Origin of the sequence: Escherichia sp. HH26CH (assembly GCF_009820205.1) — a bacterium.
GTDB lineage: Bacteria > Pseudomonadota > Gammaproteobacteria > Enterobacterales > Enterobacteriaceae > Escherichia > Escherichia coli_F.
Genome location: NZ_VNXM01000005.1, coordinates 42382 through 66827, shown reverse-complemented (window position 1 = coordinate 66827; position 24446 = coordinate 42382). Strand labels below are relative to the sequence as shown.

The window sequence follows — 24446 nt, the reverse complement described above, 5'->3', positions numbered from 1 at the left end:
CCCGCCAAACCTGGCAAGAGTGGTGCGATTGTTGCTCTATCCCCCTAAACCACCGGATTTCTCAACACCGGTCACTCAATGATATCTGTATAAGCTAAGGAGAGGGTTATGGGGGATATTATGCGTCCCATTCCGTTTGAGGAACTTTTGACGCGCATATTTGATGAATACCAACAACAACGCTCAATCTTTGGTATTCCCGAGCAACAGTTTTACTCACCCGTAAAAGGTAAAACTGTTAGCGTCTTCGGTGAAACCTGTGCCACTCCCGTCGGCCCTGCCGCTGGTCCGCACACGCAGCTCGCGCAAAATATTGTCACATCCTGGCTGACTGGCGGACGCTTCATCGAACTAAAAACTGTCCAAATTCTTGACCGCCTGGAACTGGAAAAGCCCTGTATCGACGCTGAAGACGAGTGCTTTAACACCGAATGGTCTACCGAATTTACCCTGCTTAAAGCCTGGGATGAATACCTCAAAGCCTGGTTTGCCCTGCACCTTCTCGAAGCGATGTTCCAGCCTTCTGATTCCGGTAAATCGTTCATCTTTAATATGAGCGTCGGTTACAACCTCGAAGGTATTAAGCAACCGCCGATGCAACAGTTCATCGACAATATGATGGACGCATCTGACCATCCGAAATTCGCTCAATATCGCGATACGCTGAATAAATTACTCCAGGATGACGCATTTTTAGCCCGCCACGGCTTACAGGAAAAACGCGAATGCTTGCAGGCCTTACCGGCACGCATCCCCACCAGCATGGTACAAGGCGTTACCCTCTCCACGATGCACGGCTGTCCTCCGCATGAAATCGAAGCCATTTGCCGCTACATGCTGGAAGAAAAAGGGCTCAATACCTTTGTGAAACTCAACCCGACCTTACTGGGGTACGCGCGTGTTCGTGAGATCCTCAATGTCTGCGGTTTCGGTTACATTGGCTTAAAAGAAGAGTCATTTGATCACGACCTCAAGCTGACGCAAGCGCTGGAAATGCTGGAACGCCTGATGGTACTGGCAAAAGAAAAATCACTCGGCTTTGGCGTAAAATTGACTAACACTCTCGGCACCATCAACAATAAAGGCGCACTGCCTGGTGAAGAGATGTATATGTCAGGCCGTGCGCTGTTCCCGCTCTCCATCAATGTTGCAGCAGTTCTCTCTCGCGCCTTTGACGGCAAACTGCCCATTTCTTATTCCGGTGGTGCCAGTCAGCTGACTATCCGCGATATTTTTGATACTGGTATTCGCCCTATTACTATGGCAACCGACCTGCTGAAACCCGGCGGCTATCTGCGCTTAAGTGCCTGCATGCGCGAGCTGGAAGGCTCCGACGCCTGGGGGCTTGACCATGTTGACGTCGAACGACTGAACAAACTGGCAGCAGACGCGTTAACCATGGAATACACGCAGAAACACTGGAAGCCAGAAGAGCGTATTGAAGTGGCAGAAGACCTGCCGCTGACCGACTGCTACGTTGCACCGTGCGTTACTGCTTGCGCCATTAAACAGGATATTCCGGAATACATCCGTCTGCTTGGCGAACACCGCTATGCCGACGCACTGGAACTCATCTACCAACGCAACGCCCTGCCCGCCATTACCGGTCATATTTGCGATCACCAGTGCCAATACAACTGTACCCGCCTGGATTACGACAGTGCGCTGAATATCCGCGAACTGAAAAAAGTCGCGCTGGAAAAAGGTTGGGATGAATATAAGCAACGCTGGCACAAACCAGCCGGTTCTGGTTCACGCCATCCGGTTGCCGTGATTGGTGCAGGTCCGGCGGGTCTGGCAGCAGGTTACTTCCTTGCCAGAGCGGGCCATCCGGTTACGCTGTTTGAACGCGAAGCCAATGCGGGCGGCGTGGTGAAAAATATCATTCCTCAGTTCCGTATTCCTGCAGAGTTAATTCAGCACGATATCGATTTTGTTGCCGCTCACGGCGTGAAATTTGAGTATGGCTGCTCACCCGATCTGACCGTTGAACAGTTAAAAAATCAGGGCTTCCACTATGTTCTGATTGCCACCGGCACTGATAAAAATAGCGGTGTGAAATTGGCGGGCGACAACCAAAATGTGTGGAAATCACTCCCCTTCCTGCGTGAATACAACAAAGGCACTACGCTCAAGCTGGGCAAGCATGTGGTCGTTGTCGGGGCGGGTAACACCGCAATGGACTGCGCTCGTGCGGCGTTACGCGTTCCAGGCGTAGAAAAAGCAACGGTCGTTTATCGTCGTTCACTGCAAGAGATGCCCGCATGGCGCGAAGAGTATGAAGAAGCGTTGCACGACGGCGTGGAGTTCCGTTTCCTGAATAATCCGGAACGTTTCGATGCTGATGGCACCTTAACCTTGCGCGTTATGTCGCTTGGCGAACCTGATGAGAAAGGTCGTCGCCGTCCGGTTGAAACCAACGAAACAGTAACACTGCATGTAGACAGCCTGATCACCGCCATTGGCGAACAGCAGGATACTGAAGCCCTGAATGCGATGGGCGTGCCGCTGGACAAAAATGGCTGGCCAGACGTCGACCATAATGGCGAAACTCGTCTGACTGACGTCTTTATGATCGGCGACGTACAGCGCGGACCATCCTCCATTGTCGCTGCTGTCGGAACCGCGCGTCGGGCGACCGATGCCATCCTTAGTCGGGAAAATATCCGTTCCCACCAGAACGATAAATACTGGAACAACGTCAATCCGGCGGAAATCTATCAACGCAAAGGCGATATCTCTATCACCCTAGTGGATAGCGACGATCGTGATGCGTTTGTCGCTCAGGAAGCTTCTCGCTGTCTTGAATGTAACTACGTTTGCAGCAAGTGTGTGGATGTCTGCCCTAACCGCGCCAATGTCTCAATTGCGGTCCCTGGATTCCAGAACCGTTTCCAGACGCTGCACCTCGACGCTTACTGTAACGAATGCGGCAACTGCGCCCAGTTCTGCCCGTGGAACGGTAAACCATATAAAGACAAAATCACCGTATTCAGCCTGTCGCAAGACTTTGATAACAGCAGCAACCCAGGCTTCCTTGTGGAAGATTGCCAGGTACGCATACGTCTGAATAACCAAAGCTGGGTGTTAAACATCGACAGCGAAGGTCAGTTCAACAACGTACCACCGGAGCTGAACGATATGTGCCGCATCATTAGCCATGTCCACCAGCATCATCATTATCTGCTGGGCCGCGTGGAGGTGTAATCATGTTGATTCTGAAGAATGTCACCGCAGTGCAGTTACACCCGGCGAAAGTGCAGGAAGGCGTTGATATCGCCATCGAAAATGATGTGATTGTCGCTATCGGCGATGCGCTGACGCAACGCTACCCCGATGCCAACTACAAAGAGATGCATGGTCGGATTGTGATGCCGGGAATTGTCTGCTCGCACAACCATTTTTACTCGGGGCTTTCCCGTGGAATTATGGCAAACATCGCCCCCTGCCCGGATTTCATTTCAACGCTGAAAAATCTCTGGTGGCGGCTCGATCGCGCCCTTGATGAAGAGTCGCTCTATTACAGCGGGCTGATTTGTTCACTGGAAGCGATTAAGAGCGGCTGTACATCTGTTATCGATCACCATGCCTCTCCGGCGTATATCAGCGGGTCGCTCTCCACATTGCGCAACGCATTTTTAAAAGTTGGCCTGCGTGCGATGACCTGTTTTGAAACCACTGACCGTAACAACGGCATTAAAGAACTACAGGAAGGAGTAGAGGAAAATATCCGCTTCGCCCGTCAGATTGATGATGCGAAGAAAGCGGCAACTGAACCGTATCTGGTAGAGGCTCATATTGGTGCTCACGCGCCGTTTACTGTGCCGGATGCCGGTCTGGAAATGCTGCGTGAGGCCGTGAAAGCCACAGGCCGTGGTTTACATATTCACGCTGCGGAAGACCTTTACGATGTTTCCCATAGTCATCACTGGTACGGCAAAGATCTGCTGGCACGATTAGCGCAATTCGATCTCATCGACAGCAAAACGCTGGTCGCTCATGGGCTTTATCTGTCTAAAGACGACATCGCGTTGCTCAATCAGCGTGATGCATTCCTGGTGCATAACGCCCGTTCAAACATGAACAACCATGTCGGCTACAACCATCATCTTTGCGACATCCGCAATCTGGCGTTGGGTACGGACGGTATTGGTTCAGATATGTTTGAAGAGATGAAATTTGCCTTCTTTAAACATCGCGATGCGGGTGGTCCGCTGTGGCCTGACAGCTTTGCCAAAGCTCTGGCTAACGGCAACGAACTGATGAGCCGCAACTTTGGCGCGAAATTTGGCCTGCTGGAAACCGGTTATAAAGCCGATTTAACCATTTGCGATTACAACTCGCCGACGCCACTGCTGGCAGACAATATCGCTGGACATATCGCTTTCGGCATGGGTTCAGGCAGCGTTCATAGCGTGATGGTCAATGGCATGATGGTCTATGAAGACCGTCAGTTTAACTTCGATTGCGATTCCATTTATGCGCAAGCCAGAAAAGCCGCTGCCAGTATGTGGCGTCGGATGGATGCGCTGGCATAAATGACAAATACCCTCTTCCCGCAGGGAAGAGGGTTAAATAAGGAAAGAAGATGATTGAACAATTTTTCAGGCCCGACTCTGTCGAACAGGCGCTGGAACTGAAGCGCCGCTATCAGGATGAAGCTGTCTGGTTTGCCGGAGGCAGTAAACTCAACGCCACACCAACCCGTACCGATAAAAAGATTGCCATATCCTTACAGGATCTGGAACTGGACTGGGTTGACTGGGATAACGGTGCATTGCGGATTGGCGCAATGTCTCGCTTGCAAACACTACGTGATGCACGGTTTATTCCTGCAGCACTGCGTGAGGCCCTCGGCTTTGTCTACTCTCGCCATATTCGTAATCAGTCGACCATTGGTGGTGAAATCGCCGCCCGGCAGGAAGAGTCGGTGCTGCTTCCCGTCCTGCTGGCACTGGATGCCGAACTGGTTTTTGGCAACGGTGAAACTCTGTCAATTGAGGAGTACCTGGCCTGCCCATGCGATCACCTGCTAACCGAAATCATCATTAAAGATCCGTATCGCACCTGTGCGACTCGCAAAATTAGCCGTTCTCAGGCTGGGTTAACGGTAGTAACGGCAGCCGTTGCGTTAACCGATCACGACGGTATGCGAATTGCGTTGGATGGCGTGGCCAGTAAAGCACTGCGTCTGCACGATGTTGAAAAACAAAACCTGGAAGGCGATGCCCTTGAACAGGCTGTCGCCAACGCCATTTTCCCGCAGGAAGATTTGCGGGGCAGCGTGGCCTATAAACGCTATATCACGGGAGTTCTGGTAGCCGACCTTTATGCCGACTGCCAACAGGCTGGGGAGGAAGCCGTATGATCATCCACTTTACATTAAATGGCACGCCCCAGGAGCTAACCGTTAATCCTGGTGAAAACGTGCAAAAGCTGTTGTTTAACATGGGAATGCACTCTGTACGCAACAGCGATGATGGATTCGGTTTTGCCGGTTCTGACGCAATTATCTTTAACGGTAATATCGTCAACGCGTCCTTACTTATTGCCGCACAGATAGAGAAGGCTAATATTCGTACCGCAGAGTCTCTGGGAAAATGGAACGAGTTAAGTCTGGTTCAACAGGCAATGGTTGATGTTGGCGTGGTGCAGTCTGGTTATAACGATCCAGCTGCTGCTCTGATTATCACTGATCTGCTCGAGCGTATCGCCGCACCGACCCGCGAAGAGATCGACGACGCGCTTTCTGGTTTGTTCAGTCGCGATGCAGGCTGGCAACAATACTATCAGGTCATTGAACTGGCGGTTGCACGTAAAAATAACCCGCAGGCCACCATTGATATCGCTCCGACTTTCCGCAATGACCTTGAAGTCATTGGTAAGCATTATCCTAAAACTGATGCCGCAAAAATGGTGCAGGCGAAACCCTGCTATGTTGAAGACCGCGTAACGGCTGACGCCTGCGTCATTAAAATGTTACGTAGCCCTCACGCTCACGCACTGATTACTCACCTGGATGTCAGCAAAGCTGAAGCCTTACCAGGCGTCGTTCACGTTATTACTCATCTGAATTGCCCGGATATCTACTACACCCCGGGTGGTCAGAGCGCACCGGAACCGTCACCGCTTGACCGCCGTATGTTCGGCAAGAAAATGCGTCACGTCGGCGATCGCGTTGCTGCGGTAGTCGCTGAAAGTGAAGAAATTGCGCTCGAAGCACTGAAGCTCATCGACGTTGAATATGAAGTGCTTAAGCCGGTAATGTCGATTGACGAGGCAATGGCGGAAGATGCGCCTGTCGTACACGATGAACCGGTGGTGTATGTGGCGGGTGCGCCAGACACTCTGGAAGACGATAACAGCCATGCAGCCCAGCGCGGCGAGCATATGATTATCAACTTCCCTATCGGTTCTCGCCCTCGTAAAAATATCGCCGCCAGTATTCATGGTCATATTGGCGATATGGATAAAGGCTTTGCCGATGCCGATGTGATCATTGAGCGAACCTATAACTCAACTCAGGCGCAGCAATGCCCGACTGAAACTCATATCTGCTTTACCCGTATGGACGGCGATCGTCTGGTTATCCACGCCTCCACCCAGGTACCATGGCACTTACGCCGCCAGGTCGCGCGCCTCGTGGGCATGAAACAACATAAAGTTCATGTCATTAAAGAGCGAGTTGGCGGCGGTTTTGGGTCTAAACAGGACATCCTGCTGGAAGAAGTGTGCGCCTGGGCAACCTGCGTGACCGGGCGTCCGGTACTGTTCCGCTACACCCGTGAAGAAGAGTTTATTGCTAACACCTCTCGTCACGTCGCGAAAGTCACCGTCAAACTGGGGGCAAAGAAAGATGGTCGCCTGACGGCTGTGAAGATGGATTTCCGCGCCAACACAGGCCCTTACGGCAACCACTCACTCACCGTACCGTGTAACGGACCGGCGCTGTCGCTGCCGTTATATCCGTGCGATAACGTCGATTTCCAGGTCACCACCTACTACAGCAACATTTGCCCAAATGGTGCTTATCAGGGTTATGGCGCACCGAAAGGTAACTTCGCTATCACCATGGCATTAGCCGAACTGGCTGAACAGTTACAGATCGACCAACTGGAAATTATCGAACGTAACCGGGTACACGAAGGGCAAGAGCTGAAAATTCTCGGTGCAATCGGTGAAGGTAAAGCGCCGACCTCCGTTCCTTCCGCCGCCAGCTGCGCACTGGAAGAGATCCTGCGTCAGGGTCGCGAGATGATCCAATGGTCTTCACCAAAACCACAAAACGGTGACTGGCACATCGGTCGTGGCGTCGCCATTATCATGCAGAAATCAGGGATCCCGGATATCGATCAGGCTAACTGCATGATCAAACTGGAATCAGACGGTACCTTTATCGTTCATTCTGGCGGTGCGGATATTGGTACTGGTCTGGATACTGTGGTGACGAAACTGGCAGCAGAAGTGCTGCACTGCCCACCGCAGGACGTGCATGTTATCTCCGGTGATACCGATCATGCGTTGTTTGATAAAGGCGCATATGCCTCGTCCGGTACTTGCTTCTCGGGTAACGCGGCGCGTTTGGCAGCGGAAAATCTGCGGGAGAAAATTCTGTTCCACGGCGCGCAAATGTTGGGTGAGCCAGTGGCAGATGTTCAACTAGCAACGCCGGGCGTCGTGCGCGGCAAGAAAGGCGAAGTTAGTTTCGGGGATATTGCCCATAAAGGCGAAACCGGCACCGGTTTTGGTTCACTGGTGGGAACTGCCAGTTATATCACGCCTGATTTCGCCTTCCCGTATGGCGCAAACTTTGCTGAAGTTGCCGTCAACACACGTACGGGTGAAATCCGCCTGGATAAATTCTATGCCTTGCTGGACTGTGGTACACCGGTCAATCCAGAGTTAGCGTTGGGACAAATCTACGGAGCCACCCTGCGTGCTATCGGGCACAGTATGAGCGAAGAAATCATTTATGACGCCGAAGGCCACCCGTTAACGCGTGATTTACGCAGTTACGGCGCACCGAAAATTGGTGACATTCCGCGTGATTTCCGCGCTGTGCTGGTGCCGAGCGACGATAAAGTCGGCCCATTCGGGGCGAAATCAATCTCAGAAATCGGTGTAAATGGCGCAGCTCCGGCGATTGCTACCGCAATTCACGATGCCTGCGGCATCTGGTTACGCGAATGGCATTTCACACCGGAGAAAATACTCACCGCGCTGGAAAAAATATAAATAATAAATGGCCGCTTCGGCGGCCTGTTTCTCTGTTTGAACGATGACTAAATAGTGACTGCGAAAATGAGATAAGCCGTTCTCAAGGCGTCCTGCGCCCCAAATTCGTGGGAATTTATTTTACTGATTCAGATGATCAAATTTACTTTAAAAGGAGTGAAGGGATGTCTGATATAAACCATGCAGGTTCTGACCTTATATTTGAACTGGAGGATCGCCCTCCCTTTCATCAGGCTCTCGTTGGTGCCATTACCCATCTGTTGGCAATTTTCGTTCCGATGGTAACCCCTGCGTTAATCGTGGGTGCGGCCTTACAGCTTTCCGCTGAAACAACCGCCTATCTTGTTTCTATGGCGATGATCGCCTCTGGTATTGGTACCTGGTTACAGGTAAACCGCTATGGCATCGTCGGTTCTGGCCTACTCTCAATTCAGTCAGTCAATTTTTCATTTGTTACAGTCATGATTGCGCTGGGCAGCAGCATGAAAAGCGATGGTTTTCACGAAGAGTTAATCATGTCGTCGCTTCTCGGCGTCTCCTTCGTTGGCGCATTTCTGGTTGTCGGCTCTTCTTTTATCCTGCCCTATTTACGTCGGGTTATTACACCTACCGTTAGCGGCATTGTGGTGCTGATGATCGGCTTAAGTCTGATTAAAGTCGGCATTATCGATTTTGGTGGAGGATTTGCTGCCAAAAGCAGCGGTACGTTCGGCAATTACGAACATCTCGGCGTTGGTTTATTGGTTTTGATTGTGGTGATCGGCTTTAACTGCTGCCGCAGTCCGTTACTACGCATGGGAGGGATTGCCATTGGGCTATGTGTCGGTTATATCGCGTCGTTATGCCTGGGCATGGTGGATTTCAGCAGTATGCGCAATTTGCCGTTAATCACCATCCCGCATCCGTTCAAATACGGGTTTAGTTTCAGCTTCCATCAGTTCCTGGTGGTCGGCACGATTTATTTGCTTAGCGTGCTGGAAGCTGTCGGGGATATCACCGCCACGGCAATGGTTTCCCGCCGCCCCATCCAGGGAGAAGAGTATCAGTCGCGTCTGAAAGGCGGCGTACTGGCAGATGGCCTGGTTTCGGTTATCGCTTCCGCTGTCGGTTCATTACCGTTAACCACGTTTGCGCAAAATAATGGGGTTATTCAGATGACCGGTGTCGCTTCACGTTATGTCGGGCGAACCATCGCGGTCATGTTGGTTATTCTCGGCTTGTTTCCGATGATTGGCGGCTTCTTCACGACCATTCCCTCGGCTGTTCTGGGAGGCGCAATGACGTTGATGTTTTCCATGATTGCCATCGCTGGGATTCGCATCATCATCACCAACGGATTAAAGCGCCGTGAAACACTTATTGTCGCCACTTCTTTAGGTTTAGGGCTTGGCGTCTCCTACGATCCGGAAATTTTTAAAATATTGCCAGCCTCTATTTATGTATTAGTTGAAAACCCTATTTGTGCTGGTGGGTTAACTGCGATTTTATTAAATATTATCCTCCCTGGTGGCTACCGACAGGAAAACGTTCTGCCTGGTATTACCTCAGCGGAAGAGATAGATTAACAGTAAAGGAGTCAATGATGTCAGGAGAACACACGTTAAAAGCGGTACGAGGCAGTTTTATTGATGTCACCCGTACGGTCGATAACCCGGAAGAGATTGCCTCTGCGCTGCGGTTTATTGAGGATGGTTTATTACTCATTAAACAGGGAAAAGTGGAATGGTTTGGCGAATGGGAAGACGGAAAGCATCAAATTCCTGACACCATTCGCGTGCGCGACTATCGCGGCAAACTGGTAGTACCGGGCTTTGTCGATACACATATCCATTATCCGCAAAGTGAAATGGTTGGGGCCTATGGTGAACAATTGTTGGAGTGGTTGAATAAACACACCTTCCCTACTGAACGTCGTTATGAGGATTTAGAGTACGCCCGCGAAATGTCGGCGTTCTTCATCAAGCAGCTTTTACGTAACGGAACCACCACAGCGTTGGTGTTTGGTACCGTTCATCCGCAATCCGTTGATGCGCTGTTTGAAGCCGCCAGTCATATCAATATGCGTATGATTGCCGGTAAGGTGATGATGGACCGCAACGCACCGGATTATCTGCTCGACACTGCCGAAAGCAGCTATCACCAAAGCAAAGAACTGATCGAACGCTGGCACAAAAATGGTCGTCTGTTGTATGCGATTACGCCACGCTTCGCCCCAACCTCATCTCCTGAACAGATGGCGATGGCGCAACGCCTGAAAGAAGAGTATCCCGACACATGGGTACATACCCATCTTTGTGAAAATAAAGATGAAATTGCCTGGGTCAAATCGCTTTATCCTGACCATGATGGTTATCTGGATGTTTACCATCAGTACGGTCTGACAGGTAAAAATTGTGTCTTCGCTCACTGCATCCATCTCGAAGAGAAAGAGTGGGATCGTCTCAGCGAAACCAAATCCAGCATTGCTTTCTGTCCTACCTCCAACCTTTACCTCGGCAGTGGCTTATTCAACTTGAAAAAAGCATGGCAGAAGAAAGTCAAAGTGGGCATGGGGACTGACATTGGCGCAGGAACAACTTTCAACATGCTGCAAACGCTGAACGAAGCCTACAAAGTGTTGCAATTACAAGGCTATCGCCTCTCGGCATATGAAGCGTTTTACCTTGCCACGCTCGGCGGGGCGAAATCTCTGGGCCTTGACGATTTGATTGGCAACTTTTTACCTGGCAAAGAGGCTGATTTCGTGGTGATGGAACCCACCGCCACCCCGCTACAGCAGCTGCGCTATGACAACTCTGTTTCTTTAGTCGACAAATTGTTCGTGATGATGACGTTGGGCGATGACCGTTCGATCTACCGCACCTACGTTGATGGTCGTCTGGTGTACGAACGCAACTAATAATAAAACTTTAACATCCTCGTGAGGACATCATTATGTCTGGAGACATCCTACAAACACCGGACGCACCAAAGCCACAAGGCGCGCTGGATAATTATTTTAAAATTACCGCTCGTGGCAGTACCGTTCGTCAGGAAGTACTGGCTGGCTTAACGACCTTTCTGGCCATGGTTTATTCCGTTATCGTCGTTCCGGGAATGCTGGGCAAAGCAGGTTTTCCTCCCGCAGCTGTGTTTGTTGCCACCTGTCTGGTCGCGGGCTTCGGCTCGTTGCTGATGGGCTTGTGGGCCAACTTGCCAATGGCGATTGGTTGCGCTATTTCCTTAACGGCATTTACCGCATTCAGTCTGGTACTCGGGCAACAAATTAGCGTTCCTGTCGCACTGGGTGCGGTCTTTCTGATGGGCGTCATCTTCACCGCCATTTCTGTAACCGGTGTGCGAACCTGGATATTACGTAATTTACCGATGGGTATCGCTCACGGCACAGGTATCGGTATCGGCCTGTTTCTGCTGCTGATTGCTGCTAACGGTGTGGGAATGGTTATCAAAAACCCGATTGAAGGCTTGCCGGTGGCGCTCGGTGCGTTTACCTCCTTCCCGGTGATGATGAGCTTACTGGGTCTGGCGGTCATCTTCGGTCTGGAAAAGTGCCGCGTACCTGGCGGGATCTTGTTGGTGATTATTGCAATTTCGATCATCGGCTTAATCTTTGATCCAGCGGTGAAGTACCACGGTCTGGTGGCGATGCCCAGTCTGACTGGCGAAGATGGTAAGTCTCTGATTTTCAGCCTCGATATTATGGGGGCACTCCAGCCAACTGTACTTCCGAGTGTACTGGCATTGGTGATGACCGCAGTGTTCGACGCCACCGGTACCATCCGTGCCGTCGCCGGTCAGGCGAATTTGTTAGATAAAGACAACCAGATCATCAACGGCGGTAAAGCCCTGACCAGTGACTCAGTAAGTTCAATATTCTCCGGCCTGGTGGGTGCTGCGCCCGCAGCGGTTTATATCGAATCAGCGGCAGGAACCGCCGCCGGGGGTAAAACAGGGTTGACCGCAACCGTAGTGGGGGCGTTATTCCTGTTGATTCTGTTTTTATCACCACTGTCATTTTTGATCCCTGGTTACGCCACTGCACCCGCTCTGATGTACGTAGGTTTGCTGATGTTAAGTAACGTCTCGAAGCTGGATTTCAACGATTTTATTGACGCAATGGCTGGCCTGGTGTGTGCCGTGTTTATCGTTCTGACTTGTAATATCGTTACCGGTATTATGCTGGGCTTTGTGACACTGGTCGTAGGCCGCGTCTTTGCACGCGAATGGCAAAAGCTGAATATTGGTACGGTAATCATTACTGCCGCACTGGTCGCATTTTACGCGGGTGGATGGGCTATCTAATAGATTCTCCGCGCCTTTCAGCGCGGAGAATTCTTTCAGAGAGGATTCTCACCGCTGGCAACAATACGCTGCTGGCGGACTCGCCTGAGTTCTCTTTCAGTAAGCAACTGCAGCGCCTGTGTCGGGCAAGATTCAACGCAGGCAGGCCCCTCTTCCCGCTGTTCACAGAGATCGCATTTCACAATTTGTTGCCGGGTATCCCCCGGCAACGACTGAATGGTTATCATCCCAAACGGGCACGCACTGACGCAACTCTGACAGCCAATACAACGGGCAGAATTGGCCTGCACCACCTGCTCGCCCATCGTCAGCGCTCCCACGGGGCAAGCGCCAACACAAGGGGCGTTTTCACACTGATGGCACATCACCGGCGCACTGATGCTGTCCAGTCGCTGTACCTTCAGCCGAGGCAAAAAGACATCGGCATTCAACTCCTGTTCTGAAGGGTGAGCGACCACACAGGCCACTTCACAAGTACGGCAGCCAATACAGTCAGCCGGATTAACGATAATTAACGATTTCATCACGATGCCTTCGTATCAAACAGAGTTAACATATCGCGCGCCGCCTGCCTTCCTGCGGCCATTGCCGTGACAACCAGATCCGCGCCATGAACTGCATCCCCACCAGCAAAGACTTTTTTCAGATGCGTCTGGGTGGGTAAATACCCGACGTCCCCGGTTTGAATCAGGCCCCATTTATCGAGCTTAATTCCGCTGCCTTGCAACCACGGCATGGCATGCGCCTGGAAACCAAAGGCCATAATCAGAACATCGGCAGGCAGCTCAAACTCTGAACCCGCTACCGGACGAGGACGACGGCGTCCATCCGGACCCGGCTCACCCATAGCGGTACGAATAAGGCCCACCGCAGTTAAACGCCCATCTTCGTCACAAGCGATATATTGCGGCTGAACATTGAACTGAAACTCGACACCTTCCTCGCGCGCATTGACCACCTCTTTGCGCGAGCCCGGCATACTGACTTCATCACGACGATACGCGCAGGTCACGCTGGCGGCATTGAGGCGGATGGAGGTACGCAAACAATCCATTGTCGTATCGCCACCTCCCAATACCACGACTCGCTTACCTTCAACATCCGTCAGCGGATACTCTTCAGATTCCGGCAATCCCATCAACTGGCGAGTATGGGCGGTCAGGAACGGTAGAGCCTGAATGACACCGGGCGCATCTTCATGCGGCAAATCTGCTCGCATCATCCCGTAAGTCCCCACGCCGATGAAAACGGCATCATATTCAGAAGTTAAATCGCTAAAGGTAATATCGCGGCCAATCTCACAGTTGAGATGAAAGTCGATTCCCATTGCGGTGAATATCTCTCGCCGCTGGCTTAATACCGTTTTATCGAGTTTGAAAGGAGGAATGCCAAAAGTCAGCATACCGCCAATTTCTGGATGGCGATCAAAGACATCAACCTGAACTCCCGCGCGCGCCAGAATATCAGCACACCCTAACCCTGCAGGCCCAGCGCCAATCACCGCCACTTTTTCGATACGGGGAACAACATGGCTGACATCAGGACGCCAGCCCATCGCCAGCGCAGTATCGGTGATGTAGCGTTCCAGATTACCAATAGAGACTGCGCCAGAGTGATCTTTCAAAGTACATGCGCCTTCACAAAGACGGTCCTGTGGACATACCCTGCCGCAGATTTCTGGTAAGGAACTGGTCTGGTGGCAAAGTTCTGCCGCTTCAATAATCTTTCCTTCCTGCACCAGACGGATGTAATCCGGAATAGCGTTATGCAGCGGGCAATGCCAGTTGCAGTTAGCTTTTTCGGCGCAATAAACACAGCGGTCACTCTCATAAGTCGCTTGTTGTGGATCCAGCCCGCAATAAATTTCGCCAAAGTGGGTTTTCCGTTCACTCGCTGAAATTTTATCTGCGCCTTTACGCGAGTTAACGGGGAGCAACGCTGCACTGCGAGATGGCTGAGCGTCTGATGACGCTTTTCCTGCTGCCGTTTTGCGCTGGCGGGCCACCTTTATCTGCTGCAACCCTTTATCGTCCATCAGCCGTAACGCCTGTGTTGGGCATACGTCAATACAGGCTTGCGTGCCGGAACTGCGCTGGTTACAAAGGTCGCATTTCTGCGCAATCGTATCGACCATCTCAACGACGCCAAAGGGGCAAGCGATTGCGCATCTTTTACAACCAATACATTTTTGCTCGTCCAGTTGTACGCTATCGGGCTGGAAAGTCAGAGCATTAACCGGACAAGCCGTAACGCAAGGGGCATTGTTGCAATGATGGCAGGCCACCGGATTCGCAGCCTGGCCTTTCCCTACAACGTGGATACGCGGTCGAAAGTCACTGTGACTCAGCGGCCAGTTTTCTTGATTATGTGCCACCGCACAGGCAATTTCACAGGCATGACAGCCTATACATTCCGCAGCTTCAGCAGCGATAAACTTATTCATTTGCATCCCTTTCATTTAATGAGTTATGTCTTCTCAAATTTCGCGATGCAATAAACGGGCATATATTAGGTAGCATGACCGTTTTAATTATAATTTTGCGACTGAGTTCAAATTATTGCCCCTCAATCTGTGCCGCTTTCATTATTTCAACATTGCCGACCAAAAGAGCGCTATCCAGATAAAAACGATTAAATGCGAGAGTGCGACATGCCAGAATGATTAATGAAATATCAATATGAGAAAATTACAGATAATTCCATTGTCAGGTTCTCTTCTCATTTTCATGGTTTAACCACGATTATGTGATTGCCTCCGCAATTCCTGTCTCTAACTCCCCTTCCTCGCAAAAACTGGCATTCCACGAGCATATGTTTAGACAGTTTCAATAACGTAAACGGTTGCTTTTTACTCTGGCGGGCGAAAGGAGAAACACTGATGAGCGCCATAGATTCCCAACTTCCCTCATCTCAAGGGCAAGACCGCCCAACTGATGAGGTTGACCGCATATTATCACCAGGAAAGCTGATCATACTCGGTCTGCAACACGTCCTTGTAATGTACGCAGGTGCAGTCGCTGTTCCTCTTATGATTGGTGACCGACTGGGCCTCTCAAAAGAAGCTATTGCGATGCTCATTAGCTCGGATCTCTTTTGCTGCGGGATCGTCACATTATTACAATGTATCGGTATCGGCCGCTTTATGGGGATCCGTCTGCCGGTGATTATGTCGGTAACCTTTGCTGCTGTAACACCAATGATAGCCATTGGCATGAACCCGGATATCGGCCTGCTGGGGATATTTGGTGCCACTATCGCCGCGGGATTTATCACCACATTATTAGCACCACTTATCGGTCGCTTAATGCCTTTATTCCCGCCACTGGTTACCGGTGTGGTTATTACTTCTATCGGGCTTAGCATTATTCAGGTCGGTATTGACTGGGCCGCTGGAGGTAAAGGGAATCCGCAATATGGTAATCCCGTTTATTTAGGTATCTCCTTTGCCGTCTTAATTTTTATCTTGCTCATTACTCGCTATGCGAAAGGATTTATGTCCAACGTCGCCGTATTACTGGGGATTGTATTTGGCTTTTTACTTTCGTGGATGATGAATGAAGTCAATTTGTCCGGGCTACATGATGCTTCGTGGTTTGCGATTGTCACCCCAATGTCGTTTGGTATGCCGGTATTTGACCCCGTTTCTATTCTAACCATGACCGCTGTGTTAATCATCGTGTTTATCGAGTCGATGGGGATGTTCCTGGCACTGGGTGAAATAGTCGGTCGTAAACTCTCTTCGCACGATATTATTCGCGGGCTGCGTGTCGATGGTGTAGGGACAATGATAGGCGGAACGTTTAACAGCTTCCCCCACACGTCATTTTCTCAAAACGTTGGCCTGGTTAGCGTGACGCGCGTTCATAGTCGCTGGGTGTGTATTTCTTCGGGGATCATATTAATCATGTTTGGCATGGTGCCCAAAATGGCGGTGCTGGTAGCCTCGATTCCGCAATTTGTGCTTGGCGGCGCAGGGCTGGTGATGTTCGGCATGGTACTGGCGACGGGGATTCGAATTCTGTCGCGCTGTAACTACACCACTAACCGTTACAACCTCTATATTGTGGCGATCAGTCTCGGCGTTGGCATGACTCCGACGCTCTCTCACGATTTCTTTTCTAAGTTACCGGCCGTACTGCAACCGTTGCTGCATAGCGGCATTATGCTCGCAACCCTTAGCGCCGTTGTGCTGAACGTCTTCTTTAATGGCTATCAGCATCATGCTGATCTGGTGAAGGAATCCGTCTCTGATAAAGATTTAAAAGTCAGGACAGTACGTATGTGGCTTCTGATGCGCAAGCTGAAGAAAAATGAGCATGGAGAATAATATGAATCTTTTAATGCGCGCTATATTCAGTCTGTTGTTGCTTTTTACTCTCTCTATTCCTGTCATTTCTGACTGTGTTGCAATGGCCATTGAAAGTCGCTTCAAATATATGATGCTGCTTTTTTAAATGGTTTTACCTGTCGACATCCGCTCAAAACGGGCGGTTGTCGATAAACGCTCACTTGGTTAATCATTTCACTCTTCAATTATCTATAATGATGAGTGATTAGAATTACATGTGAGAAATTATGCAAACGGAACACGTCATTTTATTGAATGCACAGGGAGTTCCCACGGGTACGCTGGAAAAGTATGCCGCACACACGGCAGACACTCTCTTACATCTCGCGTTCTCCTGCTGGCTGTTTAATGCCAAAGGGCAATTATTAGTTACCCGCCGCGCCCTTAGCAAAAAAGCATGGCCGGGCGTGTGGACTAACTCGGTTTGTGGGCACCCACAACTGGGCGAAAGCAACGAAGACGCGGTGATCCGCCGTTGCCGCTTTGAACTGGGTGTGGAAATAACAGCACCAGAACCGGTCTATCCTGACTTTCGCTACCGCGCCACCGATCCGAATGGCATTGTAGAAAATGAAGTATGTCCGGTATTTGCCGCACGCACGACCAGTGCGTTACAGATCAACGATGATGAAGTGATGGATTATCAATGGTGTGATTTAGCAGCGGTTTTACGCGGTATTGATGCCACGCCGTGGGCGTTCAGTCCGTGGATGGTGATGCAGGCAGCCAATAGTGAAGCAAGAAAATTGTTGTCTGCTTTCGCGCAGCACAATTAAAAAACCCCGACATTTGCCGGGGTTGTGAGCATAACGTAATGCTTATTTTACCGGACGCATCGCCGGGAACAGAATAACGTCACGGATGGTATGGCTGTTGGTGAACAGCATTACCATACGGTCGATACCAATTCCCAGACCTGCTGTCGGCGGTAAGCCGTGTTCCAGTGCGGTGACGTAATCTTCGTCGTAGAACATCGCTTCGTCGTCGCCTGCGTCTTTCGCGGCAACCTGATCCAGGAAGCGCTGCGCCTGATCTTCCGCGTCATTCAGCTCGCTAAAACCGTTACCGATTTCACGACCACCAATGAAGAACTCAAAGCGGTCAGTGATTTCCGGGTTAACGTCATTACGACGCGCCAGCGGAGAAACTTCTGCCGGATATTCAGTAATGAAGGTCGGCTGAATCAGATGTGCTTCTGCCACTTCTTCGAAGATCTCGGTAACGATACGGCCCAGACCCCAGCTCTTCTCAACGTGGATGCCGATAGATTCAGCAATCGCTTTCGCAGAGTCGAAGTTGTCCAGATCCGCCATGTCGGTTTCCGGGCGATATTTATTGATCGCTTCACGCATGGTCAGTTTTTCGAACGGTTTACCGAAGTCCAGCGTCACGTCGCCGTAGGTCACTTCCGTCTTACCGAGAATATCCTGTGCCAGAGTACGGAACAGCGATTCGGTCAGCTCGATCAGATCTTTGTAATCCGCGTAAGCCATATAGAGTTCCATCATGGTGAACTCTGGGTTATGACGTACGGAGATACCTTCGTTACGGAAGTTACGGTTGATTTCGAATACACGCTCGAAGCCACCAACTACCAGACGCTTGAGGTACAGTTCCGGCGCGATACGCAGGTACATGTCGAGATCCAGCGCATTGTGATGGGTGATAAACGGACGCGCCGCCGCGCCGCCTGGGATCACCTGCATCATCGGCGTTTCAACTTCCATAAAGCCACGATTCACCATGAACTGGCGAATGCCAGAGAGGATCTGCGAGCGCACTTTAAAGGTGTTGCGGGATTCATCGTTAGAGATGAGATCCAGATAACGCTGACGATAGCGCGCTTCCTGGTCCTGCAAGCCGTGGAATTTATCCGGCAGCGGACGCAGTGCTTTGGTCAGCAGACGCAGCTCGGTGCAATGGATAGACAGTTCGCCGGTTTTGGTTTTGAACAGTTTACCTTTCGCGCCGAGGATGTCGCCGAGGTCCCATTTTTTGAACTGCTCGTTGTAAACGCCTTCCGGCAGATCGTCACGAGCAACGTACAGCTGAATGCGGCCCCCCACATCCTGCAGGGTAACGAAAGACGCTTTACCCATAATACGGCGGGTCATCATGCGGCCAGCAACGGCAACTTCGATGTTCAGCGCTTCCAGTTCTTCGTTTTCTTTGCCGTCGAATTCTGCGTGCAATTGGTCAGAGGTATGATCGCGACGAAAATCGTTCGGGAAGGCAATCCCCTGCTCACGCAGGTTCGCCAGCTTCTCACGACGCGTTTTCAGCTCATTATTAAGATCGACTACCGCGTCAGCGCCCTGTGCGTGTTGTTCAGACATGTTGGTTCCTCATAACCCTGCTTTCAAACTTGCTTCGATAAATTGATCCAGGCTGCCGTCCAGCACTGCCTGCGTGTTGCGGGTTTCAACCCCGGTGCGCAGATCTTTAATGCGGGAGTCATCAAGGACATAAGAACGAATCTGGCTGCCCCAGCCGATGTCAGATTTGTTATCTTCCATCGCCTGTTTCTCGGCATTTTTCTTCTGCATCTCCAGTTCATAAAGCTTCGCTTTCATCTGCTTCATGGCCTGGTCTTTGTTCTTGTGCTGGGAACGGTCGTTCTGGCATTGGGTCACAATCCCGGTTGGGATGTGAGTAATACGCACCGCAGATTCGGTACGGTTAACGTGCTGACCACCCGCGCCGGATGCGCGATAAACGTCGATGCGCAGATCCGCCGGATTGATTTCGATATCGATATCATCATCAACTTCCGGGTAAACAAACGCGGAGCTGAACGACGTGTGGCGACGACCGCCGGAGTCAAACGGGCTCTTACGCACCAGGCGATGAACGCCAGTTTCTGTACGCAGCCAGCCGTAAGCGTAATCGCCGGAGATTTTGATAGTCACGGATTTAATACCCGCCACTTCACCTTCCGACTCTTCGATAATTTCAGTTTTGAAACCACGCGATTCAGCCCAGCGCAGATACATACGCTCAAGCATGCTCGCCCAGTCCTGTGCTTCCGTACCGCCAGAACCTGCCTGAATATCGAGGTAGCAGTCGGCGCTATCATATTCGCCAGAGAACATACGACGGAACTCAAGCTGCGCCAGTTTTTCTTCCAGGGCGTCGAGTTCAGCAACGGCTTCGTTAAAGGTTTCTTCGTCGTCAGCTTCTACAGCCAGCTCCAGCAGACCAGAAACATCTTCCAGCCCCTGTTTCATTTGGTCGAGGGTGTCGACAACGGCTTCGAGGGAGGAACGCTCTTTACCCAGCGCCTGTGCGCGTTCGGGTTCGTTCCAGACATCCGGCTGTTCCAGCTCGGCGTTTACTTCTTCCAGACGCTCTTTCTTGGCGTCGTAGTCAAAGATACCCCCTAAGAACGTCGGAGCGTTCCGTGAGGTCCTGAATGCGATTATTTACCGGATTAATTTCAAACATGGTCTGATTTCTTTTATTGAGCTAGTCAAAATGCGGTGATAAGAGCGGGATTGTACCGAATCCACGCTCTTTTTTATAGATAATATGACGCTAAATTGGCCAGATATTGTCGATGATAATTTGCAGGCTGCGGTTGCCACGAAACTCGTTGATATCCAGCTTGTAAGCCAGTTGCACTTCGCGCACGCCGTTATCCGGCCAGAGGGCGGTATCGACATTAAAAGCAATACCGTCCAGCAGCGGACCGCCGCCGACCGGTTCGACCATGACTTTCAAATGACGTTCACCCACCAGTCGCTGTTGCAGCAGACGGAAATGACCGTCAAACAGCGGCTCCGGGAACATCTGCCCCCACGGGCCAGCATCGCGCAGCAGTTGCGCCACTTCCATGGTCATTTCGGCTGGGCTTAGCGGGCCGTCTGACACCACTTCGCCTTGCAATAGCGAAGGGTCCAGCCACTCAGTAACCAGTTCGCCAAACCGTTGCTGAAAGAGTTCGAATTTATCCTCTTCCAGCGACAGGCCTGCCGCCATCGCATGACCGCCAAACTTCAGCATCATGCCGGGGTAGAGTGTGTCTAATCGCTCCAGCGCATCACGCATATGCAGCCCCTGAATGGAGCGACCGGAACCTTTCAGCGTACCGTCACCCGCAGGCGCAAAAGCGATAACCGGACGGTGAAAACGCTCTTTAATACGCGAAGCCAGAATACCAACCACGCCCTGATGCCATTCCGGGTGATAAATTGCCAGCCCGCCGGGTAGCGTGTCGCGGCTGCGCTCCAGTTTCTCGCACAGGGTCAGGGCTTCAACCTGCATTCCCTGTTCGATCTCTTTTCGCGTCTGGTTTAGCGCATCGAGTTCATTTGCCAGTACGCGCGCTTCGCCGATGTTGTCGCACAGCAACAGCGCCACACCAACGGACATATCATCCAGTCTCCCGGCTGCATTGAGACGTGGCCCCAGCGCAAAACCTAAATCGCTGGCGGCGAGTTTTTGCGCATCGCGGTTGGCCACTTCCAGCAACGCTTTAATCCCTGGACGGCACTTTCCGGCACGGATGCGACTCATCCCCTGCCAGGTCAGAATGCGATTATTAGCATCCAGCGGCACGACGTCTGCCACTGTCCCCAACGCGACCAGATCCAGCAGTTCTGCCAGGTTAGGAATTGCGATACCACGCTCATCAAACCAGCCCTGATCACGCAAAAAGGTGCGCAGCGCCAGCATTAAATAAAACGCCACACCCACGCCTGCCAGTGATTTCGACGGGAAATTGCAGTCGCGCAAGTTAGGGTTAATGATCGCTTCCGCCGCGGGTAATGTTTCGCCCGGCAAATGGTGATCGGTAACAATAACCGGAATGCCCAACGATCGAGCATGTTCAACCCCCGCATGGGAGGAAATGCCGTTATCCACCGTGACAATTAACTGCGCGCCACGGGCATGGGCCTGATCGACCACTTCCGGGCTTAAGCCGTAACCGTCTTCGAAACGGTTTGGTACCAGGTAGTCGATATTGCTGCAACCAAGCGAGCGCATCGCCAGCACGCTTAGAGCCGTGCTGGTGGCACCGTCGGCGTCGAAGTCACCGACCACCATAATCCGCGTTCCTTCGCGAAAAGCGTTGTAAAGGATCTCAACGGCCTTTTCGACGCCGCTCAGTTGCTGCCAGGGCAGCATACCTTTTACACTACGTTCCAGTTCTTGCGCACTGCGTACTCCCCGGCTGGCATATAAACGGCGCAGCAAGGGAGGCAATTCAGCGGGCAAGTCTGCCGTTTCATCGACTTCACGGCGACGAAGTTGTATCTGTTGTTTCACGCGAATTATTTACCGCTGGTCATTTTTTGGTGTTCGTCGAGGAATTCTTTCATCTCTTTCGGCGGCTGGTAACCCGGAACAAGTGTGCCATTGCTCAGCACAATTGCCGGAGTGCCACTAACGCCAAGCTGGACGCCAAGTGCGTAATGATCGGCAATATCGATATCGCAACTTGCCGGAGTGGCAGCTTTACCCGCCATCACATCATCAAACGCTTTCTTTTTATCTTTCGCACACCAGATGGCTTTCATTTGTTGCTCAGCCTGGCTCTCCAGCCCCTGGCGAGGGAAAGCAAGATAACGCACGGTGATCCCCAGCGCGTTGTAGTCTGCCATTTGCTCATGCAGTTTGTGGCAGTAACCACAGGTAATATCAGTAAACACGGTAATGACGTGTTTTTCCTGCGGCGCTTTATAAACGATCATCTCGTTTTCAAGCGCGTTCAGCTGCTTTAACAACATCTTATTAGTGACATTGACCGGAGTCGTTCCGCTAACTTCATACATTGGTCCCTGAATGATATGTTTACCATCATCAGTGATGTACAACACACCGCTGTTAGTCAGAACTGTCTTCATACCAGCCACGGGCGCAGGCTGAATATCGCTGCTTTTGATGCCCATTTTGGCTAACGTCTGTTGAATTGCCGCGTCATCAGCCTGAGCAAAACCAGAAAACGCCGCCAACAACGTAAATAACATAAAACCTTTCTTCATAAATCTTCCCGTTCTTTTCAGACATCACGCCCGCGGGTGATGCTGTTGATGAAGTTGCCGCAGACGCTCGGTAGCGACATGCGTATAAATTTGCGTGGTGGAGAGATCGCTGTGGCCCAGTAGCATCTGAACCACGCGTAAATCCGCACCATGATTTAATAAATGAGTGGCAAAGGCGTGACGCAACACATGCGGTGACAGCTTTTCGCTGTCGATCCCCGCCAGCACAGCATAATGTTTAATGCGGTGCCAGAAGGTTTGTCTCGTCATCTGCTGCGCGCGCTGGCTGGGAAACAACACGTCAATAGAGACACCGTTCAACAACCACGGTCGCCCATGCTCGAGATACGTTTCCAGCCAGTAAACCGCCTCTTCACCTAACGGCACCAGGCGTTCTTTGTTGCCTTTACCAATGACCCGCACTACGCCCTGACGCAGGCTGATATCACTCATTGTCAGCCCGACCAATTCAGAGACACGCAGCCCGGTAGCATACAACACTTCAAGCATGGCTTTATCGCGCAGCTCCAGTGGCTGATCAATTAATGGTGCCTGTAATAATCGTTCGACCTGCGCTTCGCTTAAATCTTTTGGCAAACGCTGGGGCAATTTCGGCGAAGCGAGATGCGCGCTGGGATCATCTTCACGAAATTTTTCGCGATAAAGATACTGGAACAATCGGCGCACCGCACTCAGCAAACGTGCTGAACTGGTGGCTTTATACCCCCCCTCCAGCCGTTCTGCCAGTAATGCCTGCAAATCGTCACTTTGCGCCGTCGCCAGCGTCAACCCGCGGTGATGCAACCACTCCACCATCATTGACAGATCGCGACGGTATGCGTTCAACGTATTTTCAGCCAGATTTTTTTCCAGCCACAGAGCATCAAGAAACTGCTCGATGCGTGCCAGATCCTGTTTCACTTGCGCCCCTTATGGTCACTCATTTGATCCATTATGCCTTATTGTGCCGTGACTAAAGCGATTCTGATACACTAGCCGCAAAAGCCACAGCAGAATCGAGAAGCTTACGTTATGAATATGGGTCTTTTTTACGGTTCCAGCACCTGTTACACCGAAATGGCGGCAGAAAAAATCCGCGATATTATCGGCCCAGAACTGGTGACCTTACATAACCTCAAGGACGACTCCCCGAAATTAATGGAGCAGTACGATGTGCTCATTCTGGGTATCCCGACCTGGGATTTTGGCGAAATCCAGGAAGACTGGGAAGCCGTCTGGGATCAGCTCGACGACCTGAATCTCGAAGGTAAAATTGTTGCGCTATATGGGCTTGGAGATCAACTGGGGTACGGCGAGTGGTTCCTCGATGCGCTCGGCATGCTGCATGAGAAACTCTCGACCAAAGGCGTGAAGTTCGTCGGCTACTGGCCAACGGAAGGATATGAGTTTACCAGCCCGAAACCGGTGATTGCTGACGGGCAACTGTTCGTGGGTCTGGCACTGGACGAAACTAACCAGTATGACCTTAGCGACGAGCGTATTCAGAGCTGGTGCGAGCAAATCCTCAACGAAATGGCAGAGCATTACGCCTGATGTCACTGACGGCTTAGCGCACA

Annotated in this window: 19 protein-coding genes; 11 read left to right on the top strand and 8 right to left on the bottom strand. The window is 51.3% G+C overall.

Annotated features, from left to right (window positions below; all coding sequences use genetic code 11):
• Positions 1 to 108 precede the first annotated feature (108 nt).
• From ygfK to ghxQ, 7 genes are all read left to right on the top strand, one after another.
• Positions 109 to 3207 carry a putative selenate reductase subunit YgfK gene (gene ygfK / locus FQ015_RS00750; RefSeq protein WP_160523581.1) on the top strand — a complete coding sequence of 1033 codons (3099 nt, stop codon included), beginning with the start codon at positions 109 to 111 and terminating at the stop codon, positions 3205 to 3207.
• A gap of 2 nt (positions 3208 to 3209) precedes the next feature.
• Positions 3210 to 4538: a putative aminohydrolase SsnA gene (ssnA, locus tag FQ015_RS00745; protein ID WP_160523580.1), complete on the top strand. Its 1329-nt coding sequence runs from the start codon at positions 3210 to 3212 to the stop codon at positions 4536 to 4538.
• 50 nt (positions 4539 to 4588) lie between these two features.
• Positions 4589 to 5368, top strand: coding sequence for a molybdopterin-dependent oxidoreductase FAD-binding subunit (ygfM, locus tag FQ015_RS00740; RefSeq protein WP_160523579.1), 780 nt, complete (start codon positions 4589 to 4591; stop codon positions 5366 to 5368).
• Positions 5365 to 8235 carry a molybdopterin-dependent oxidoreductase Mo/Fe-S-binding subunit gene (locus tag FQ015_RS00735; protein ID WP_160523578.1) on the top strand — a complete coding sequence of 957 codons (2871 nt, stop codon included), beginning with the start codon at positions 5365 to 5367 and terminating at the stop codon, positions 8233 to 8235. The genes ygfM and FQ015_RS00735 overlap by 4 nt, the downstream gene beginning before the upstream one ends.
• 164 nt (positions 8236 to 8399) lie before the next feature.
• Positions 8400 to 9800 (top strand): xanthine/proton symporter XanQ, encoded by a 1401-nt coding sequence (gene xanQ / locus FQ015_RS00730; RefSeq protein ID WP_039020574.1) that lies wholly within the window; start codon positions 8400 to 8402, stop codon positions 9798 to 9800.
• 17 nt (positions 9801 to 9817) lie between these two features.
• Positions 9818 to 11134 (top strand): guanine deaminase, encoded by a 1317-nt coding sequence (gene guaD / locus FQ015_RS00725; protein WP_160523605.1) that lies wholly within the window; start codon positions 9818 to 9820, stop codon positions 11132 to 11134.
• Positions 11135 to 11169: 35 nt separating this feature from the next.
• On the top strand, positions 11170 to 12537 hold the full coding sequence (gene ghxQ / locus FQ015_RS00720; RefSeq protein WP_000012163.1) for a guanine/hypoxanthine transporter GhxQ: 1368 nt from the start codon (positions 11170 to 11172) through the stop codon (positions 12535 to 12537).
• A gap of 35 nt (positions 12538 to 12572) precedes the next feature.
• Here ghxQ and FQ015_RS00715 read toward each other — a convergent pair whose 3' ends face one another.
• Together FQ015_RS00715 and ygfT are read right to left on the bottom strand one after the other, a co-directional pair.
• Entirely contained in the window at positions 12573 to 13061 is a 489-nt protein-coding gene (locus FQ015_RS00715; RefSeq protein WP_000838422.1) for a 4Fe-4S dicluster domain-containing protein, read from the bottom strand.
• Positions 13061 to 14980 (bottom strand): formate-dependent uric acid utilization protein YgfT, encoded by a 1920-nt coding sequence (ygfT, locus tag FQ015_RS00710; protein ID WP_039020577.1) that lies wholly within the window; start codon positions 14978 to 14980, stop codon positions 13061 to 13063. Before ygfT ends, FQ015_RS00715 begins: the two co-directional genes overlap by 1 nt.
• A 435-nt stretch (positions 14981 to 15415) precedes the next feature.
• Here ygfT and uacT point away from each other — a divergent pair, with 435 nt between their 5' ends.
• Together uacT and yqfG are read left to right on the top strand one after the other, a co-directional pair.
• Positions 15416 to 16864: a urate/proton symporter UacT gene (uacT, locus tag FQ015_RS00705; RefSeq protein ID WP_105271611.1), complete on the top strand. Its 1449-nt coding sequence runs from the start codon at positions 15416 to 15418 to the stop codon at positions 16862 to 16864.
• A 1-nt stretch (position 16865) separates the two neighbouring features.
• Positions 16866 to 16991: a protein YqfG gene (gene yqfG / locus FQ015_RS00700; RefSeq protein ID WP_001050745.1), complete on the top strand. Its 126-nt coding sequence runs from the start codon at positions 16866 to 16868 to the stop codon at positions 16989 to 16991.
• Here yqfG and FQ015_RS24055 read toward each other — a convergent pair.
• The gene (locus FQ015_RS24055) at positions 16966 to 17058 is read right to left on the bottom strand and encodes a hypothetical protein (RefSeq protein WP_223344823.1); all 93 of its coding nucleotides are present in this window, start codon (positions 17056 to 17058) and stop codon (positions 16966 to 16968) included. The two genes, yqfG and FQ015_RS24055, sit on opposite strands and share 26 nt — an antisense overlap.
• 54 nt (positions 17059 to 17112) lie before the next feature.
• On the opposite strand from FQ015_RS24055, the gene idi reads away from it, so the two are divergent.
• On the top strand, positions 17113 to 17661 hold the full coding sequence (gene idi, locus FQ015_RS00695) for an isopentenyl-diphosphate Delta-isomerase (protein ID WP_096986670.1): 549 nt from the start codon (positions 17113 to 17115) through the stop codon (positions 17659 to 17661).
• A 42-nt stretch (positions 17662 to 17703) separates the two neighbouring features.
• Here the strand turns inward: idi and lysS are convergent, their stop codons facing one another.
• The 5 genes from lysS to xerD form a co-directional block, all read right to left on the bottom strand.
• Complete coding sequence (lysS, locus tag FQ015_RS00690) at positions 17704 to 19221, bottom strand: lysine--tRNA ligase (protein WP_160523577.1); 1518 nt, start codon at positions 19219 to 19221, stop codon at positions 17704 to 17706.
• Positions 19222 to 19230: 9 nt separating this feature from the next.
• Positions 19231 to 20329 (bottom strand): peptide chain release factor 2 gene (prfB, locus tag FQ015_RS00685; RefSeq protein ID WP_001701073.1). Its coding sequence is split into 2 segments (ribosomal slippage): positions 19231 to 20253 and positions 20255 to 20329, totalling 1098 coding nucleotides; the frame shifts between segments, so codons are not numbered across the junction.
• Positions 20330 to 20419: 90 nt separating this feature from the next.
• Positions 20420 to 22153, bottom strand: a complete 1734-nt coding sequence (gene recJ, locus FQ015_RS00680; protein ID WP_160523576.1) for a single-stranded-DNA-specific exonuclease RecJ — start codon at positions 22151 to 22153, stop codon at positions 20420 to 20422.
• Between the two features lie 5 nt (positions 22154 to 22158).
• Positions 22159 to 22869: a bifunctional protein-disulfide isomerase/oxidoreductase DsbC gene (gene dsbC, locus FQ015_RS00675; protein ID WP_039020579.1), complete on the bottom strand. Its 711-nt coding sequence runs from the start codon at positions 22867 to 22869 to the stop codon at positions 22159 to 22161.
• A 24-nt stretch (positions 22870 to 22893) separates the two neighbouring features.
• Positions 22894 to 23790: a site-specific tyrosine recombinase XerD gene (gene xerD, locus FQ015_RS00670; protein WP_000806638.1), complete on the bottom strand. Its 897-nt coding sequence runs from the start codon at positions 23788 to 23790 to the stop codon at positions 22894 to 22896.
• 111 nt (positions 23791 to 23901) lie between these two features.
• Between xerD and fldB the strand changes: the two genes are divergently transcribed.
• The gene (gene fldB, locus FQ015_RS00665; RefSeq protein WP_039020580.1) at positions 23902 to 24423 is read left to right on the top strand and encodes a flavodoxin FldB; all 522 of its coding nucleotides are present in this window, start codon (positions 23902 to 23904) and stop codon (positions 24421 to 24423) included.
• The last annotated feature ends 23 nt before the right edge of the window (positions 24424 to 24446 follow it).

What these genes read in the sequence shown, in the direction of transcription:
- ygfK (WP_160523581.1), top strand. Translation starts at nt 109, where the DNA reads ATGGGGGATATTATGCGTCCCATTCCGTTTGAGGAACTTTTGACGCGC.
- ssnA (WP_160523580.1), top strand. Translation starts at nt 3,210, where the DNA reads ATGTTGATTCTGAAGAATGTCACCGCAGTGCAGTTACACCCGGCGAAA.
- ygfM (WP_160523579.1), top strand. Translation starts at nt 4,589, where the DNA reads ATGATTGAACAATTTTTCAGGCCCGACTCTGTCGAACAGGCGCTGGAA.
- FQ015_RS00735 (WP_160523578.1), top strand. Translation starts at nt 5,365, where the DNA reads ATGATCATCCACTTTACATTAAATGGCACGCCCCAGGAGCTAACCGTT.
- xanQ (WP_039020574.1), top strand. Translation starts at nt 8,400, where the DNA reads ATGTCTGATATAAACCATGCAGGTTCTGACCTTATATTTGAACTGGAG.
- guaD (WP_160523605.1), top strand. Translation starts at nt 9,818, where the DNA reads ATGTCAGGAGAACACACGTTAAAAGCGGTACGAGGCAGTTTTATTGAT.
- ghxQ (WP_000012163.1), top strand. Translation starts at nt 11,170, where the DNA reads ATGTCTGGAGACATCCTACAAACACCGGACGCACCAAAGCCACAAGGC.
- FQ015_RS00715 (WP_000838422.1), bottom strand. Translation starts at nt 13,061, where the DNA reads ATGAAATCGTTAATTATCGTTAATCCGGCTGACTGTATTGGCTGCCGT.
- ygfT (WP_039020577.1), bottom strand. Translation starts at nt 14,980, where the DNA reads ATGAATAAGTTTATCGCTGCTGAAGCTGCGGAATGTATAGGCTGTCAT.
- uacT (WP_105271611.1), top strand. Translation starts at nt 15,416, where the DNA reads ATGAGCGCCATAGATTCCCAACTTCCCTCATCTCAAGGGCAAGACCGC.
- yqfG (WP_001050745.1), top strand. Translation starts at nt 16,866, where the DNA reads ATGAATCTTTTAATGCGCGCTATATTCAGTCTGTTGTTGCTTTTTACT.
- FQ015_RS24055 (WP_223344823.1), bottom strand. Translation starts at nt 17,058, where the DNA reads ATGATTAACCAAGTGAGCGTTTATCGACAACCGCCCGTTTTGAGCGGA.
- idi (WP_096986670.1), top strand. Translation starts at nt 17,113, where the DNA reads ATGCAAACGGAACACGTCATTTTATTGAATGCACAGGGAGTTCCCACG.
- lysS (WP_160523577.1), bottom strand. Translation starts at nt 19,221, where the DNA reads ATGTCTGAACAACACGCACAGGGCGCTGACGCGGTAGTCGATCTTAAT.
- dsbC (WP_039020579.1), bottom strand. Translation starts at nt 22,869, where the DNA reads ATGAAGAAAGGTTTTATGTTATTTACGTTGTTGGCGGCGTTTTCTGGT.
- fldB (WP_039020580.1), top strand. Translation starts at nt 23,902, where the DNA reads ATGAATATGGGTCTTTTTTACGGTTCCAGCACCTGTTACACCGAAATG.